We start from the raw sequence: 17,892 nt of genomic DNA, 5'->3' as shown, positions 1-17,892 counted from the left end.
ATAACCGGAATTATGAAAAATATCATTCAAGAAATCAAAGAACAAACACGTATTGCTGAATGCACACAACGACAAAAAGCATTGGTAGAAAGTAAATCACTCCCAAAGGAAGAACCTAGACGGGATTTTTTAAAAAAAATGGCATTGGGTGGCCTAACTCTAGGTGGTTTAGTGAGTTTGCCAATAGAAGAAACCTTGGCGCATACAACCTCACGGGTAAATAGAAATTCGGCACCTTCAGATTTAAAGATAACTGACATGCGTTACTGCGTAACCCGTGTAATGGGACGTACAGCCATCATTCGTATTGATACCAACCAAGGCATCTATGGTTTGGGCGAAGTGCGTGACGGTGCAGATGAGCGCTATGCTTTATTTTTAAAAAGCAGGATAATAGGCGAAAACCCATGCAATGTAGAAAAGATATTCAGAATGATTAAGCAGTTTGGAGGAGATTCACGACAAGCAGGAGGCGTTTGTGCCGTAGAAATGGCCCTATGGGATATTTGTGGGAAGGCCTATAATGTTCCAGCCTGGCAGTTGTTGGGTGGTTTATACCGAGATAAAGTGCGGTTGTATGCTGATACACCGGAAGCCAGCTCAGTGGAAGAACAGAAGAAACTCATCCAGTATAGGATTGAGGAACAGGGTTATACCTGGCTAAAGATGGATGTATCCATAGGAGAACTTAGGGGCAAACCCGGCACCGTAGTAAACAGTAAATTCTGGGAAAATAACCAAGGACGATTAGCGCAATGGGGAGATAATAATTACATGGCGTATGCTAATCGCATGCATCCCTTTACTCAGATTCAGATAACAGATAAAGGCCTGGAAGAACTTGCAAGGATTGTAGAAAACGTGCGCGGTATGGTTGGTTATGATGTTCCCATATCGACGGACCATTACGGCCATTTTGATTTAAATAATGGTATTCGTTTAGGCAGGGCATTGGAGAAATACCGATTGGCTTGGTTGGAAGACGTGGTGCCGTGGCAATATACTGAACAATGGAAGTCAATCACGGAGGCAATAGAGACCCCGACCATAACGGGGGAGGATATCTATTTGCTAAGTAATTTTAAAAACCTAATCCACAATCGAGCCGTAGACTTAATACACCCGGATTTAGCCTCTTCGGGAGGTCTTTTAGAGACAAAAAGGATAGGTGATTACGCGCAGGAATTCGGAATAGGTATGGCCATGCACCAGGCGGGTACGCCTATTTCTTTCATGGCTAACGTACATTGTGCCGCCGCTACAGAAAACTTTTTGTCGCTCGAGCATCACTCGGTCGATGTGCCTTGGTGGGAAGATTTGGTAAAGACAACGGATGGAAGAAAATTAATTGAAAAAGGTTACGCTAATGTGCCTTTAAATGCACCTGGACTCGGGATTGAGTTAAACGACGAGGTAGTAAAAGAGCATTTAATCGAAAAGGATAAATCTTATTTTGAACCAACGCCACAATGGGATGACCGAAGGTCCCATGACCGCACTTGGAGTTAGTTAATTTGTTTGTTGTTGAATAGTAAAATCGTTGGGTGGTTATACAATACCACTCAACAACTATACTATACAATGTCTTTACATTAAGAAAAAAATAAATACGCCTTAGGGAGTTTTAACGAAACCATTGTCTTTATAATTGAGAGCGTCAATTGGTATGCGTAAAGATACTCCCGAATTTTATGAATGACAATAGAATCATTGTGCTATTGACCCGTAAGATGGCGGGCGAGATTAACGAATTAGAGCAGGAAGAGCTAACGAAGTTGTTAAGTGAGAGTCCTGAAGCAATATACTATGACGAATTTGTAAAAGAGTTATGGTCGCAAGATACCGTTCAAAATAGCGATCCGCAAGCATTTTATCAAAGGCATAAGGCAAAGCACCAGCACAAATTCGATTTTGTTGCGGAAAAAGATGATGAAAATTCATTTAATACCAAGCTGGAAAAACGATGGTCACTTAGGAGAAAATGGTTTTTTTATAGTGCTGCAGCTTCTGTAATAAGTGTCTTGCTGATTGGTTTTTTTTGGCGTCGATATTCTGACCAAGATGCCTTGGGTAATCGAATCGAAATTGTGGCGGAAAAGGGCATACGTAAGCAGTGGATTTTGCCTGATGGTACTAAAGTATGGTTAAATGCAGATAGTCGTTTATCTTATAATGATTTTAAGGATGCGAGGCGTCGTTTGGTAAGTTTGGAAGGAGAAGCGTACTTCGATGTGGCTAAAGATAGAAATAAACCGTTTATAATCAGAACCGAAGAAATATCTATCCGGGTATTAGGCACGGCGTTTAACGTAAAGGCTTATCCAAAGGAACAGAAAACGGAAGCTACATTGATTAAAGGTGCGATAGAGTTATCTGTCAATAAGAGGCCGAAAGAACGAATAGTGTTAAAACCGTCAGAGAAAATAGCTGTAATAAATTCTAAGCAGGCAATGGATAAGCAACCGAATTCCGTAATTGTGACAATAGGAAATTTATCAAAAGTACACGTGGAGGATAAGGAGTATATTCAGGAAACTTCTTGGATTGATAACAAGCTGATCTTTAAAAATGAAACGATGGAGGAGTTAATTCCAAAATTGGAAAGATGGTATAATGTGAATATCCAGGTCAGTGCTCAAAAAGTAAAGAGTTATCGTTATACAGCGAACATTGCCGGAGAAAATATTACCCAGTTGTTAAATGCAATGCAGTTGATTAAACCATTTCAATATAAAATAGAAGATGATGAAATAATAATCTATTAATATATGGGATGACGGGAAGTGTACACACTTCTAACTTATTCCTCCATGTATGTCTAGGCCTTCGTTAGCCGATACACTGGGATTTTTAACCACAATGTCCTATGTTATAAAAAATAAAAGGCGCTATGAAAATAGTTTTCTATAGATGCTTTAGTGCCAGGTTTATAATTCTTTAACAGCTACTCGCAAAAAGGCTCACATCGTTTTACTATTAAATACAATAATTTAAACAAACAAATCCTTTTTATGAAAAAAATTATCTTAAGCTATTTAGCATTTGTTTTTTTTGTTTCAACGGTATTCGCTCAACAAGTTGGATCGTCTCCTGAATATATCACCGCATTAACTTCACAGTGGAAGGGCGAGCGGTATCCCGATGGACGTCCAAAGATTCCTGATAATCTTTTAGAAAGATTAAAAAAAATATCCATGGAGCAAGCTTGGGGATATTTAAGAAGCCAGAAATATAATAACCAGTTTGAAGCCAATTGGGAGCTGATTATGTACCCTGATCAGGTAATGGTCGGAAGGGCTGTTACGGCGCAATATATGCCTGCCAGACCCGACCTTGTCGAACAGATTAAGCAGCAGGGATTGAAAGAAAAACGATCTACTCAAGGAGGTACAAATACTTGGCCCATTGATGTACTCGTACCGGGTGATGTGTACGTTGCCGATAGTTATGGTAAAATTATCGATGGAACATTGATTGGGGATATGCTTGGAAATACCATTTATACCAATTCAAAAAATGGTGTTATATTCTGGGGTGCCGTACGAGATATGGACGGGTTAAGTCAAATAAAAGGTTTCAACGTATGGGCAAAAGGACAAGATCCCTCGTATATCATGGAAATGACCTTAACAACTATTAACGCACCCATTCGGATTGGCAGAGCAACGGTACTTCCGGGAGATGCCGTTTTGGCGAATAAATATGGAACTATATTTATTCCTTCGCATCTTGTAGAGGATTTAGTAATCAGTTCTGAATTTACCATGCTAAGAGACGCTTTCGGAGCCCAACGATTAAGAGAGAAAAAATACCTCTCCGGACAGATCGATAGTAAGTGGACAGACGATATTAAAAACGACTTTATCAATTGGTTGAAAAACTTATCAGGTGACGAACTGCCAATGTCTAGAGAAGAATTGGATGCCTATTTAAAAAATCGGGATTTTTACTAAACTGCTTTCGGACAAGTTAAAGGAAAAAAATGTATAAATATCTGATAATATCGGCTATGGTTTTGATGAGTTGTTCAAATAAGGCTAGGCAATCTAATCAGTTAGCCGTTAAGGAAGCTGTAGAGGATTTTCGTCAAACCATGCTTCATCCCGATCAATCGAAGTTTGAGGCATTAACATCGCCACTGCTAACTTATGGACATTCGAGTGGTTTAATTGAGGACAGAGAAACTTGTATCGCTTCTATGGTGAATGGAAAATTCAAATTCTTGCAGATTGATTTAACGGAGGAAAAAATTGACATAGAAGATAAAACAGCGATTGTAAGGCACCATTTCTTTGCCCGTACGCATGACGCGGGTAAGTCGCCCGGAACAGTTAATCTGAAAGTACTCCAGGTCTGGCATTTGCATGAGGGGCACTGGCGTTTACTGGCCAGACAGGCTGTGCGAATATAATGGCCTCTGTCAGAACGTATATACACAATCGGGCGAATTCCCGTTTCTATAGTATTCAATTATAAATTCTACTCTAATGATTAACACATTAGCTCCCTCCCGCTGGTATCGAATTATTCCGATTGTCTTTATCACCTACAGTTTAGCTTATCTCGACCGTGCTAACTTTGGCTTTGCCGCCGCCGGTGGTATGGCAGAGGATCTGAAAATTACACCTAGTATATCATCCTTGTTAGGGTCGCTTTTCTTTCTCGGTTATTTTTTCTTTCAGATACCGGGAGCACATTATGCAGCACATAAAAGTGCAAAGAAATTAATTTTTTGGTCGCTTATCCTATGGGGTATTCTGGCAACAGCCACAGGCATGGTTAACAATGTAAACTTACTCATTGTTATAAGATTTATGTTAGGTGTGGTAGAAAGTGCGGTAATGCCCGCTATGCTTATTTTACTAAGCCAATGGTTTACAAAAGAAGAACGTTCAAGGGCAAATACCTTCTTGATACTCGGAAATCCGGCAACAGTTCTTTGGATGTCGGTACTTTCAGGTTACCTTATCCATGCCTTGGGTTGGCGGTGGATGTTTATTCTACAAGGCGCACCCGCCATAGTTTGGGCTTTTGTTTGGTGGAAAATGATTGACGAAAAGCCAAACGAGGCAAACTGGCTAAATACTGAAGAGAAAAAGAGTATTGAGAGTCGTTTGCAGGAGGAACAGCGAGCTATAAAGCCGGTAAAAAACTATTTAGAAGCATTTAGATCAAAGACCGTTATCTTATTATGCCTTCAATATTTCCTTTGGAGTATGGGCTTATATGGCTTTGTCATGTGGTTGCCTTCTATTATTAAAGCAGCTCCGGACATGGATATTGTGACAACGGGATGGTTATCGTCGGTGCCATATCTGTTAGCGATTGTGGCCATGCTTGCAGCCTCCTATGCTTCTGATAAAAGCATGAATCGAAGACTCTACGTTTGGCCTTTTCTATTAATCAGCGCTTTAGCTTTTTATGGTTCTTTCCTTATAGGCACCACTAACTTTTGGCTTTCGTTTTCTTTGCTGGTAATTGCGGGTGGATCTATGTATGCTCCTTACGGACCTTTTTTTGCGGTAATCACCGAAATTTTACCCAGAAATGTATCAGGGGGGGCGCTTGGTCTGATCAATAGCATGGGAGCCTTAGGTTCTTTTGTTGGCGCTTACATTGTTGGATATCTAAATGGAGTTACACATGGTTTTGGGGCTTCTTATATTCTGATGGCAGGTACATTGTTGTTATCTTCTATCTTGACACTAATAGTCATAAAACCCGTCAAAAGTATCTAAAAGGCACAATAGTAAGAATTAGAAAAAAGGCAAGTTAAATTGAGGTGACCTGTAAATAAAGGCAGGCCTTACTTCTATTGTAAATATTTTTATTTTATTTGTTAGATTAATCTAACTTTTATAGTTTTGTGATTCAAATTACAAACAATAGGTATATATGAAGCACATAACCCTTTTTCTCTTTCTTCTCTTGACGAGAACAGTTATTATAGCGCAAACGGATACTGCAATAGAAGGTCGTATTTTCCATCTTGGCGCACCATTAGAGGGTGCTACAATTAAAATAGAGAATACAAAAAGGGGGACTGTAAGTGACAGTACCGGCCAATATATTTTTGAGGGGTTACCTGATGGAACATATCGGCTTTTGGTTAGCCGTTTAGGCTTTGTGAGCCAGTTGAAAGTTGTTCAGGTTGCGGGTCAACAGGATATTAGGTTGGATTTCAATATGGAGGAAGAAGAAGGTGGATTGGAAGAAGTGGTGATTACCGGTACGATGAAAGAAGTGAATAGATTGGAAACTCCCGTTCCTGTAGAAGTATATAATCATAACTTTTTTAAAAAAAATCCAACGGCAACGGTATTCGATGCGTTGCAAATGGTAAACGGTGTCCGTCCACAAATAAATTGCAATGTGTGCAATACAGGTGATATTCATATTAACGGATTAGAAGGTCCTTATACTATGGTTCTGATCGATGGTATGCCTATTGTAAGTGGTTTATCAACCGTTTATGGTTTGTCGGGGATACCTTCCTCTCTTATAGAGCGGGTGGAAGTAGTAAAGGGTCCGGCTTCTTCCTTGTACGGTTCGGAGGCGGTTGGAGGGCTGATTAATATCATTACCAAAAAGCCTCAACAGGCTTCAAGATTATCTGCGGATATCTTCGGAACAAGCTGGCGGGAATACAATGCAGATCTTGGTCTTAACCAATCTATAGGTAAGAAGGCGAATGTATTGACCGGAGTAAACTATTTTAACTTTACCGATAAAGTAGACCATAACCACGATGGTTTCACGGATATGACGCTGCAGAATCGAATATCCGTTTTTCAGAAATGGAATTTTAACCGAAAGGAGAATCGCTTGCTCTCGCTGGCAGGAAGATATTTATATGAAGATCGTTGGGGAGGGCAAACAACTTGGAATAAATCGTTTAGAGGAAGTGACAAAGTGTATGGCGAGAGTATCTATACTAAAAGATGGGAAGTTTTGGGGAACTATCAATTACCCGTAAAGGAAAAAATGTTTTTTATGTTTTCTTATAATAACCATGATCAGAACTCAGTTTACGGTGATGAATGGTATTTGGCTAAACAGCGCATTGCTTTTGGACAACTGACTTGGGATAAGCGACTGGGTAAACATGATTTATTAATAGGTGCCGCCTTGCGATATACCTACTACAATGACAATACTGCGGCGACTGAACTAGTTGGAGACGACGGCGAAATCATTAATGACGCCAGTAAAATGACTATGCCAGGTGTTTTTCTGCAGGACGAAATAAAATTGGCCGATAAACACAGTTTATTACTCGGCATGCGCTATGATTATAACTCGGATCATGGGGATATTTTTACGCCGCGAATGGCTTATAAGTGGAGTATAACGGACAATGATATCCTTCGATTAAATGCCGGAACAGGCTTCCGGGTTGTTAATCTCTTTACAGAAGATCATGCCGCCTTAACGGGCGCTCGCGATGTAGAAATTGAAGGGGATTTAAAGCCCGAGCGGAGTGTTAATGTGAATTTGAATTATATTAAGAAATTACAACTTGGGGATGGAAATCTATTGAGTTTTGAATCATCCGCATGGTATACCTACTTCAACAATCGGATCTTACCGAATTATGACTTGGATCCGAGAAAGATCATCTACAGAAACCTGGATGGCCATGGTGTTACACGAGGTATTAGTCTAAATGCAGATTTAGCGATGTATAATGGTCTGAAATTAACCGCCGGTGGTACTTGGATGAATGTTTTCAATAAAGAAAGAAATGAGGCTGGGGCAATGGAGAAATTCCGTCCCATCTTGACCGAAAATTGGACGGCTACCTGGGCTTTGTCTTACCATATTAAGACGCTGAATCTGGGAATAGACTATACAGGAAATATATACGGCCCGATGCGCCTAGCTTTGCTGAGTGAATTAGATCCTAGACCGGAGTATTCTCCAGTATGGAGCATTCAGAATATTCAGTTTACTTGGCATGGAGGCGACAAATGGGAAATATACGGAGGAATTAAAAATTTATTAGATTGGACGATTTCGAAAAGTGTGCCTGCCATAGCCGAAGGGGAGGGGGCAGGTATAAAATCACCGATTGCGCGATCTTTTGATCCATTTAATAGAGGGGTGGTTTACGGCAGTGATGGCCGGATTGTGCCAACTTCAGATAATCCATATGGTTTACAGTTTGATCCTGATGGTTACGCGTATGGACCAAACCAAGGGATTAGAGGATTTCTTGGTGTCAGAATCCGTATTTAACGAAGTCGTTGAATAGTTAAATGGTTGAGTATGGAAATCGTGAATGAGTCGCCCAACTCACGTTAGCAGAGAAGAAGGTTCAGTGCAACTGAAGGGCGACGGTTGATCTCTGATAGCTAAAGAATGAAAAAAGGAACAGTTTTATGTTTGCTGGTTTGTACCATCGTGCTAAGGGTAACCGCATTATTTGCAGTACCCTTAGATACGGTGTCTTTTGATCGATTGCCCTATCTACAACAAAAGCAAAAAAGATTGGTCCTTATATTAATTGGTACGGATTGGTGTAGGTACTGCAGAGCGATGGAGCACTATCTCGGGGATGATTGGCCAATCGGTATTAAACAAGGGTATTATTTCCTTCAATTGAATGCGGAACAGAAAGAGCCTATAAAATTCAATAAGAAGACCTTTCACTATAATCCAAATGGAGCCTCGACAGGCTTACATTCGCTGGCGAGTTATCTCGGTGCTGATGAAGCAGGAAAGATTTCCTTTCCAACCATTTGCATACTGAATGAAAAAAATGAATTACTGTTCCGATATAATGGTTTTCTTCGAAAAAAAGACCTCCAACGTATTATGATAGAGATTCTACCGAAGTAAAGCTGCCTTTGGATTCCGGTTCATACGGTTTTCTAAAAAATGTTTTTATGTCTTTTATTTGTACTAAATCTAAATAGATGTATATTTGTTGAAACCTTAGCCTCACTTAAGCAAGGCTATGTTCACTACATTAAACGAATTAGATTCATGAGAATTTTAAAAGCTACCTTATTAGTATGTTTATGCTTCTTCACTTATATACAAGTGCAAGCGCATGCTTTATGGATTGAAACTGCGACCTATGGCAAATTGGGAACGGCCCATGACGTGAAGGTTTTTTACGGGGAATTTGCCCTCAATGAACGGGATGCTCCCGAAAAATGGTACTCGGATGTAAAGGATTTTACGCTTTGGCTTGTCGCTCCTGATGGAAAAAAGAGCCAGTTAAAAACGATTCCGGGGCAAGCGTATTACAGTAGCAGCTTTACCCCTGAAAACGAGGGCGTATATACGTTAATGGTAAGTCACGAGGCGGCAGAACTGGGGGGTACAACCAAATATCACTTCGTTTCTTCTGCCTATGTAAGTATTGGCAAATCCAGTAAAGTAGACGCTGGTTTAAATGAAAATGGATTAAAGCTATATGCTGATAATCATGAAATTTTTGCCAAAAACAAACCGGTTAAATTATTTGCTTACTTGAATGGGAAACCCCTTGCTAACAAGCCTGTAAACGTGGCCTCTCCTGAAGGATGGTCGAAGGAAGTGATGACAGACGAAAATGGTATGTTAAGTTTTCTCCCTTTGTGGCCAGGTCGCTACGTGGCTGAAGCGCAGAATTTTGAAAAAGTAACCGGAAATCACAACGGTAAAGATTTTGATGCAGCTTGGGTTGGATCAACTTTTTCCTTCGAAGTAAAATAAGTCAGCAGGTGTCTTCTATTGCTTTCAAGATAGAAGACACCTCTATATTAAATTGAATAGGCAATCAGGCCCGCATCCTTTAATTCGTTCCAAACACACATATCTACGCGTTGATCAATCATTGCTCTATTTCGTTCAACATGGTGTGGTTTGGAAGTGTTTAGCGCAATGCTGTTAATGCCAGGTAGCTGCAGGCCAAACTGAACACAAACAACGGCAGGTTGAAGTTGGTGTCTTTTACAGATTTCGAAAAAAAGCGTACGCCATTGATGCAGTTTCTGTCCTCCTTCTGACTCCCTGTTCACGTAACAGTAATTATAATAATTACTTCCCACTAAAAAGCCGCCGTTGAATACAGCCGAGTTAATAACGGTAACTCCTTTGTTTGATAACTCAATAATAAAATCCACTAACTCTTTCGGATGATGATGCACGGTTAAGCTATTTGCAATCATCACCCAGTCCAGTTTGATTAAAGGACTGATTCGTTGGATAATCCTCCAGTTTTTTGCACCAATGCCTACCGAATGAACTTCGCCTTTTGCTTTCAACTCATTAAGTGCCTCGTATGCTTGTAATATTTTCTTAAAACGCTGCTCTTCTTCTTTGATACCGTCCGCTGCTGCCAAATATTCGTCAGGATCATGCACAGAAACCATCTGAGGTATAAAACCGTTAAGCAGCTCGTTACCCTGATAAAAGCACTCCAATATACCCTGGTAGCTTATCCTTTGTACGGCATCGTGCCGAATATCTTTCCACACGTCTTTCTCAAAACTTGGTTGCTCACCTTTAGCTAAAGGAATACGATACCATCCAAGTTTATTGCTAATCAGTACTTTTTCATTCGTTAAGCCAAGCTTTTTTAAACTCGTTCCAAGTGTTTCCAAAGCTAAGCCGGCTCCATACTTTCCCGCACAGTCAAATACGGGGATTTCTTTAGCGTTTTGCACACATGCCTTGACAATTTCATGCTTAGTTTCAATATCTAATGCTTCATATAGGTTGCCTAAACTGCTTGTACCGTAAATAAGACGTGGCAATTTTATCATAACTAAAAAAATAAATGTAATGTATACGTTTACAAATTAGCTGCATTTTAATCGTATTTTATTAAAGGTTCTTAACATTTAAATTCAGGATTTTAGCAAATTTTAGACGCAAAGCTTTTTGCTTTTGTAATTTTTTATTGTCTAATATTTAGATTTTGATTGAAAAAGCCATAATTTAGCTCTATAGATTAAGCTAACGATAAACCTAATTCATGTTGTTACCAAAACTGCAGAATGAGCGTGTTTTATTGCAAAGGATTGCAAAAAGTGATGAACAAGCTTTTAAGTATCTGTTCTCCGTGTATCATCATGAACTGGGTGCCTTTGTACACTCCCTATTAAATGATCGAGAAAGCACCTTAGAAGTCGTCCAGGATGTTTTTTTGAAAATATGGCTTCACAGAGCTAAACTTCCAGAGATAACCAACTTTACATCTTATTTATTTATTATTGCCAGAAATCATACCCTTAACAAAATAAGACAACTTACGCAGACACAAGAGAAACACAAACAATACTTAAACGCGTTGGAAAGCGAGATTTTATCTGAATCTGAGAGCCCGAACGACCCATACGAAGCGCTCGATAAAGCGTTGAGTAAATTGCCACCTCAGCAACAGCGTGTTTTTGCCTTAAGACAGCAAGGACTAAAAAATCCTGAAATTGCAAGTGTTCTCAATATTTCTACAGCATCAGTTGCTAAGTATCAGCAATTGGCTATGCAGTCGCTCAGCGAGTTGGTGAAGGTACATCACTTTATTTTGCCTTTATTATACATGCTTTTTAACATCATAGATTTGGGGTTTCATAGTCTATAAAGACCTTCATTTACTGTTCTGTATTATTTTTTAATTTTTTTTAAATAAGACATCCATAAATGGATGTTGCCGGTGTCTTTATAAGAAAACTAACTAATAAAACGGATATCCGTTTTAAGACGCCTATATGAGTCGAGCACGAATTACCTTTTTATTTGATAAGGCGATGCGTAAAGAAATTACGCAAGAAGAACGCTTGGAATTATATGAGTTGCTAAGTGACAACTCATCTAAAAAGGTAGTTGAAGACCTCTTTTTACAGGCACGCCTAAGCTTCGAGCATGGAAAAACTTTCTTTAATGAAGAAGAATCATCCCAAATGATTCATAAAGTGCTTGGAGGTAAAGAACAACCAACAAATAACACGAGGAGGGTTGATGTATTAAAGTGGTTAGTTGCCGCCATTGTTCTAATCACATTTAGTGTCGGAGCTCTTTTTTATTATGACCGAAAACCGAGTCATATACAACCTGTGACTTATGCAGAAAAAGATGCAATCAAGTCCGTACGCAACCGAGCGACTTTGCTTTTGGGTGATGGTAGTCTAGTTGATCTGGAGGCCATTGACAATAAAACGGTTAAAGAGGGGGATATTACCATTAGTAAGACGAAGGATGGACAATTAGTTTATCATGCGGCAAAAGCGAATGCCACAGGGGAGATTAAACAAAACATACTTAGTACGCCACGGGGCGGACAGTTCCAAGTTCAGTTGCCCGATGGTACACATGTTTGGTTAGGTCCAAGCTCTTCTTTAAGCTACCCAACCCGGTTTGAGGGTGCAAAAAGGGAAGTTCGCCTCGAAGGAGAGGCCTATTTAGAAATTGCTAAAAATAAGGAAATGCCATTCGAAGTACAGACAGTAGATGCTACTATTCATGTGATGGGAACGAACTTTCTGATCAGTGCTTATGAAGATATGGAAGAAATAACCACTACACTTGTTGAAGGAAAAGTACGGGTGTCGGCAAAAGATAATTCGTCTCGGACCCCCACCGCTAAAATTCTCAACCCTGGTCAGCAGGCGCGTATAAATAAACAGACCAAGGCAATTTCACTAAAAAATGTCAACCTAGAAGATGCTTTAGCCTGGAAGAACGGTTATTTTGTCTTTCACGGTGATGATATCCAACAAGTGATGAAAACAATTGCCAGATGGTATGATGTTGATGTCACATACCAGGGTGACCTGACAGGTGAGACATTTATTGGTACTGTATCCAAATTCGATCGAATAGAAAAATTATTACAAACGATCGAGCTAACCGGAGGTGTTCATTTTAAAACAGAAGGGAGGAAAGTTATTGTAATGAAGTAGCCAAAAGTATAAAAAGGAAAAAGAAGCTATCAAAGGCGGTGCAACGCCTTTGATAGTACAGGCATAATGCCAGATTAAAGATAGAATCAAATTACCAATTCTTTAACCTAATCAAATGTATAAAATAAATGCTGTAATATGGCATAAAGGACAGACCTATGCCAAATTTAAACCTATATTGATCATGAAGTTATCACTTATCTTGATCTTAATTGGTCTATTGGAAGCAAAGGCAACGGCCTTTGCTCAAAAGCTAACGCTGCATAAGAAAAATGTTTCACTTCAAGAGGTTTTCGACGAAATACGTAAACAGTCGGGCTATAATGTACTATATACAGCAAGCGTTTTGAAGAATACAACGCCAGTGAATATCGATTTGGAAAACGTATCGGTGACCCATGCAATAGACGCTTGTTTGGCCAATCAGGGCCTGAGCTATAAAATTGTCGAGAAGAATATTGTTATCTCTAAAAAGAATTGGGCTGTTGTCGCCCAGGAAGAGGTAACTTTGACCGGAAAAGTCACCGACAATAACGGGAAGGCGCTCGCCGGTGTTTCTATAAGCATAAAAGGGCTTAATAAAAGAGGAACTCAAACAGATGAACAGGGTTTTTTTACTTTAAAAACGCCTCCGAACACGACGTTGGTAGTTACCTATATTGGATTTCAACGCCAAGAATTAAAGCTTGTAAGCGGGCAAACTACCGTGAATGTCCAACTCGAAGCTGAAGATGCGGCATTGGATGAAGTTGTTGTAGTAGGGTATGGTACGCAACGAAAAAGCGATTTAACCGGATCGGTTTCCTCGGTTTCCGCCGAGAAAATAGCGGCTTTTCCCGTAGCAGGTACAGCTCAAGCACTCCAAGGGCGATCGCCCGGTGTGGCTGTATCCAGCGTCAATGGAGAGCCTGGTAAAGCGCCACGCGTGCGAATTAGAGGGGGGACTTCGATCAATGCCAGTAGTGATCCTCTTTACGTAGTGGATGGTTTTGCCGGAGGAACGCCGCCCCCTCCCGAAGATGTAGAATCTGTCGAAGTACTAAAGGATGCATCAGCAACTGCTATCTATGGATCTAGAGGGGCTAATGGTGTTATAATGGTAACGACCAAAAAGGGAAAGGTTGGGCGTCCTATTATCGACTTTAATAATTCTTACTCCATTCAAAAGATCGGTAAACGACTCGACCTTTTGAATGGACAGGAATTTGCCGAATACATTAATGACGTTTACAGAAACAGTGGTAACTCAAATGTTCCATATTCAGACCCTTCGTCATATGGTGAAGGTACGGACTGGCAAGACCTGATTTTTAGAACCGGAGGATTGATCAATAATCAATTATCGGTTTCAGGAGGAAGCGAAAATATCCGTTATTATACCTCACTTAGTCATTACGGGCAAAAAGGTACAGTGATCAATTCTGACTTTAGAAGGCTTTCGGGAACTTCTAATTTAGACATAAAGGTATCTGATCGGGTTCGTTTAGGCACTAAACTTTTTTTTATTAGAAATGACCTTGACGGTGTGCGAACACAGGAAACAAGTAGTGGAACATCCGGAGCAGGTGTAATTTCAGGCGCGTTACGCTTTGATCCACTGCAAGGAGTATACGATGCAAATGGAAAATATACGTTGAAACAAGTGGGCGACCCTCATGACAATCCGGTAGCAGTTGCACGCGAAAGAAAGAATGAGCAAATAAACGATTTGTTTCAGGGAAATGCCTATGGAGAACTTGAGTTATTACAGGGATTAAAGTTTCGAAGCACGCTGGGGGTCCAGATCAGTAATCAACGGAATGGGAGCTATGTGACGCAAAATTTGGTAGAGGGACGTAACTATGGTGGTTCTGGAAGTATTATAGGCCGCAAGAACACAAATGTAATCAACGAAAACTTCTTAACCTATACCAAGAGCTTCCAAGATGTCCATAACCTTGAGGCAATGGGCGGTTATTCATATCAATCTTCCAGAAATGAAATGTGGGAATCACGCAATCGGAATTTTGTGTCTGACAATTTCTCATTTTGGAATTTAGGAGCGGGTTCGAACTACCAGAATGCGGCTTCAGAGCTAATAGACTGGGTGATGTCCTCTTTTTACGGAAGGATAAATTATAACTTCAAAGGTAAATATTTGCTGACAGTTACGGGCCGGTACGACGGCTCATCTCGATTTGGTGACAATAACAAATGGGCATTTTTCCCTTCCGGTGCCTTGGCATGGAATATCAGCCAAGAACCGTTTATGCAATCGGTGAAGGCAATTTCAAATCTTAAAATTCGAACCAGCTATGGAGAAACCGGAAACACCGAAATAGGCTCTTATATGTCATTGGCCCGATTTTCTCCAACGCTTGCGACTATTAATGGAACACCAATTAAGGCGGTGCGGCCAACCAATGTCGCGAATCCTAATCTTACATGGGAAACTACCAAGCAAACAGATGCAGGTTTAGATATTGGTTTTCTGAATGGTCGGATCAATCTCTCTGTAGATTACTATTATAAGAAAACGGTTGATCTGCTTTACGAAGTACCCCTGCCGATATATTCCGGTTATACGGTTTCTCTGCAGAATATTGGAAGTGTAGAGAATAAAGGTTGGGAATTCGCGCTCAATACAACCAATGTTAAGGGCGAAAACTTCACTTGGACAAGTGATTTTAACATCACTTTTAATCGCAATAAGATTCTTCAATTACCTGGAGGAGATATTCGCTATAATACGATCCCAGGTCATATGTTGTCAACTGAATCCCAAATTCTTCGTGTGGGCGAGGTAGTGGGCGCTTTCTATGGATGGCAATTTGATGGATTGTATCAAGAAGGCGATGATTTTTCTGCGGCTCCTAATAAAAAGCCAGGAGATGTCAAGTACCGCGATATCTATGGACGTGATGCTAATAATAACTTAACCGAAGGTCCGAATGGTGTTATTAATGCGGATGATCGTACCATTATTGGTAATCCCCATCCGGATTTCATCTACGGTTTTAATAACGATCTGCGTTACAAAAACTTTGACCTAAATATCTTTTTTCAAGGAAGCCAGGGTAATGATATGTTAAACATCACTCGAATGGAACTCGATTGGATGGCCGGAAAGGGAAATGCTACCAAAGATGCATTGAATAGATGGACGCCTACCAATACAAATACAGACATTCCTCGGGCAAGTGCTTCGAATAATCCAGAGGTCTCATCGCGATGGGTTGAAGATGGCTCATACTTGCGGTTAAAAAATGTAGCCTTGGGTTATAACTTTCCGAAGTTTATGCTAGGTAAGCTACAGGTGAGTAAACTAAGGATCTATGCTAGTGCACAAAATATATTGACGGTCACAAACTATAAAGGTTATGATCCGGAAGTAAGCTTTCAGGACTCAAACCGAAATGTCGGACTTGACTATATGGGATATCCAAATGTCAAATCCGTTACCTTGGGGATAAATGTTGGATTTTAAGTTAATGGAGAAACAGACAATGAAAGAGTTTTCGAAATATATTTTTTTGTTCGTATTGTTTATTGCTTCCGCTTGCACTAAGTTGGAAGAAGAACCGGTAAGCATTTTAGTTCCAGGGCAATATTTTAACACCGAAGCGGATGCAGAAGCAGCTGTGATGGGATCTTATGCCTTGCTGAGTAGCGATAATTTCTATGGTAGACGGTTAACCATGGTGTTACAGCTACTGGGAGATGATATTGACATTGCGGATATCGGAACACAATCCAGTCGCATACAGCTGAATGGTTTTACGCACGATGCCAGCAACCAAGATATACTTGCGGTCTGGCGCTTGGCTTATTTGGGTATAGGAGCCGCTAATGCCGCAATCGACGGCATCCCGAATGTTCCGATGGATGAAGGAAAGAAAAATGCACTTATCGCCGAAGCGCGCATGGTGCGAGCCCTAAATTATTATCATTTAGTGCAATTGTTTGGTGATATTCCTTATATAGGGCAATTTGTTACAGATCCGAATACGATTAAAGATATTAATAAAACTCCTGCCAGTGAAGTATATCAGCATATTATAGACGATTGCGAATTTGGTATAAGTTATTTACCCGATGCCTTTCCGGGTAACATTAAGTCAAGAGCTACTAAAGGGGCTGCCCATACGCTGTTATCTTCCGTATATATGGTTTTGCAGCAATGGGACAAAGCAGCGGAGCACGCGGAAGCGGTTATTAATGATGCCGGTAAATACCATTATGGTTTGGTAAATGACTATCAAGATTTATGGAAAGCCGATCTTGGTCATCAATTGGAGCATGTCTGGGTCGTGGATTTTATGGGGGGGATCACTGGAGAAAATGGTACAAATCAGGATTATACAGCTCCTATGACCGGGGTTCGCGACGCGGATATGCTGGGTTGGAGCGTCTTAGTTCCATCTCCAGGTATGTATGGAAGTTTTGATAATAATGACTACAGGAAAGAAGTGAGCTATTTAACAGAAACACCTATAAAAGGAGTGATGACCCCTTATCAACAATGGCGATGGCCACGCATACATACGGCTAAATGGTGCTTATATCCAGGAGCTAATGCCAATGCAGAGGGGGCCGACTCAGATATAAAACATGTGATTTTCCGTTATGCCGAAATTCTCTTAATGGCTGCAGAGTCACTCAACGAGAGTAACGGTGGACCCACCGCAAAGGCTTATGAATATTTGAATGCGGTTAGACAACGCGCCCGTAACACACCTAACGGGGTAAGAACCTTCCCAACGGATATCCCGGTTGGGTTAAATCAAGCAGCATTTAGGGACGCAGTAAGAGAGGAGAGAAGAGTAGAGCTAGCCTTTGAATGGAAGCGCTGGTACGACTTGAAGCGTTGGGATATCGTTGTGGAGGCCTTTACAAAAGAAGGCGCTTATGAAAAAAGAGAAAACATAAAACCATCTCATAAACTATTGCCTATTCCACAGGAAGAGATTGGTAGAAATGCAAATCTCTTACCACAAAATGAAGGTTATTAATATAAGAC

At 40.4% G+C, this 17,892-nt stretch carries 13 protein-coding genes; 12 read left to right on the top strand and 1 reads right to left on the bottom strand.

The features are described from left to right. The first annotated feature begins 12 nt into the window (after window positions 1-12). The 8 genes from E0E36_RS21185 (at window position 13) to E0E36_RS21150 (ending at window position 9,705) form a co-directional block, all read left to right on the top strand. Complete coding sequence (locus E0E36_RS21185; protein ID WP_130857647.1) at window positions 13-1,509, top strand: mandelate racemase/muconate lactonizing enzyme family protein; 1,497 nt, start codon at window positions 13-15, stop codon at window positions 1,507-1,509. Between the two features lie 182 nt (window positions 1,510-1,691). Next, window positions 1,692-2,765 carry a FecR family protein gene (locus E0E36_RS21180; protein ID WP_130857646.1) on the top strand — a complete coding sequence of 358 codons (1,074 nt, stop codon included), beginning with the start codon at window positions 1,692-1,694 and terminating at the stop codon, window positions 2,763-2,765. Between the two features lie 246 nt (window positions 2,766-3,011). Then, a complete protein-coding gene (locus E0E36_RS21175) occupies window positions 3,012-3,953 on the top strand; it encodes an RraA family protein (RefSeq protein ID WP_130857645.1) in 942 nt (313 codons plus the stop codon). Between the two features lie 29 nt (window positions 3,954-3,982). After that, the gene (locus tag E0E36_RS21170) at window positions 3,983-4,411 is read left to right on the top strand and encodes a nuclear transport factor 2 family protein (protein ID WP_130857644.1); all 429 of its coding nucleotides are present in this window, start codon (window positions 3,983-3,985) and stop codon (window positions 4,409-4,411) included. Between the two features lie 76 nt (window positions 4,412-4,487). Further along, window positions 4,488-5,738, top strand: a complete 1,251-nt coding sequence (locus E0E36_RS21165) for an MFS transporter (RefSeq protein WP_130857643.1) — start codon at window positions 4,488-4,490, stop codon at window positions 5,736-5,738. A gap of 157 nt (window positions 5,739-5,895) precedes the next feature. Further along, a complete protein-coding gene (locus E0E36_RS21160; protein WP_130857642.1) occupies window positions 5,896-8,238 on the top strand; it encodes a TonB-dependent receptor in 2,343 nt (780 codons plus the stop codon). 123 nt (window positions 8,239-8,361) lie between these two features. Continuing rightward, window positions 8,362-8,841, top strand: a complete 480-nt coding sequence (locus tag E0E36_RS21155) for a thioredoxin family protein (RefSeq protein ID WP_130857641.1) — start codon at window positions 8,362-8,364, stop codon at window positions 8,839-8,841. Between the two features lie 147 nt (window positions 8,842-8,988). Next, window positions 8,989-9,705 (top strand): DUF4198 domain-containing protein, encoded by a 717-nt coding sequence (locus tag E0E36_RS21150; protein WP_041388269.1) that lies wholly within the window; start codon window positions 8,989-8,991, stop codon window positions 9,703-9,705. A gap of 47 nt (window positions 9,706-9,752) precedes the next feature. On the opposite strand, the gene E0E36_RS21145 is transcribed toward E0E36_RS21150, so the two are convergent. Continuing rightward, window positions 9,753-10,757 carry an aldo/keto reductase gene (locus E0E36_RS21145; RefSeq protein WP_130857640.1) on the bottom strand — a complete coding sequence of 335 codons (1,005 nt, stop codon included), beginning with the start codon at window positions 10,755-10,757 and terminating at the stop codon, window positions 9,753-9,755. 212 nt (window positions 10,758-10,969) lie between these two features. Between E0E36_RS21145 and E0E36_RS21140 the strand changes: the two genes are divergently transcribed. From E0E36_RS21140 to E0E36_RS21125, 4 genes are all read left to right on the top strand, one after another. Beyond that, a complete protein-coding gene (locus E0E36_RS21140) occupies window positions 10,970-11,575 on the top strand; it encodes an RNA polymerase sigma factor (RefSeq protein WP_013666045.1) in 606 nt (201 codons plus the stop codon). Between the two features lie 127 nt (window positions 11,576-11,702). Then, the gene (locus E0E36_RS21135) at window positions 11,703-12,893 is read left to right on the top strand and encodes a FecR family protein (RefSeq protein WP_013666046.1); all 1,191 of its coding nucleotides are present in this window, start codon (window positions 11,703-11,705) and stop codon (window positions 12,891-12,893) included. A 115-nt stretch (window positions 12,894-13,008) separates the two neighbouring features. Then, on the top strand, window positions 13,009-16,359 hold the full coding sequence (locus E0E36_RS21130; RefSeq protein WP_013666047.1) for a TonB-dependent receptor: 3,351 nt from the start codon (window positions 13,009-13,011) through the stop codon (window positions 16,357-16,359). A 4-nt stretch (window positions 16,360-16,363) separates the two neighbouring features. Continuing rightward, complete coding sequence (locus tag E0E36_RS21125) at window positions 16,364-17,884, top strand: RagB/SusD family nutrient uptake outer membrane protein (protein ID WP_130857639.1); 1,521 nt, start codon at window positions 16,364-16,366, stop codon at window positions 17,882-17,884. Window positions 17,885-17,892 lie beyond the last annotated feature (8 nt).

Source organism: Olivibacter jilunii, from assembly GCF_900607235.1.
In the GTDB taxonomy this organism is placed as follows: Bacteria; Bacteroidota; Bacteroidia; order Sphingobacteriales; family Sphingobacteriaceae; genus Olivibacter; species Olivibacter oleidegradans.
The sequence above is the reverse complement of the archived record's forward strand: the minus strand, read 5'-3'. Positions and strand labels throughout refer to the sequence as shown.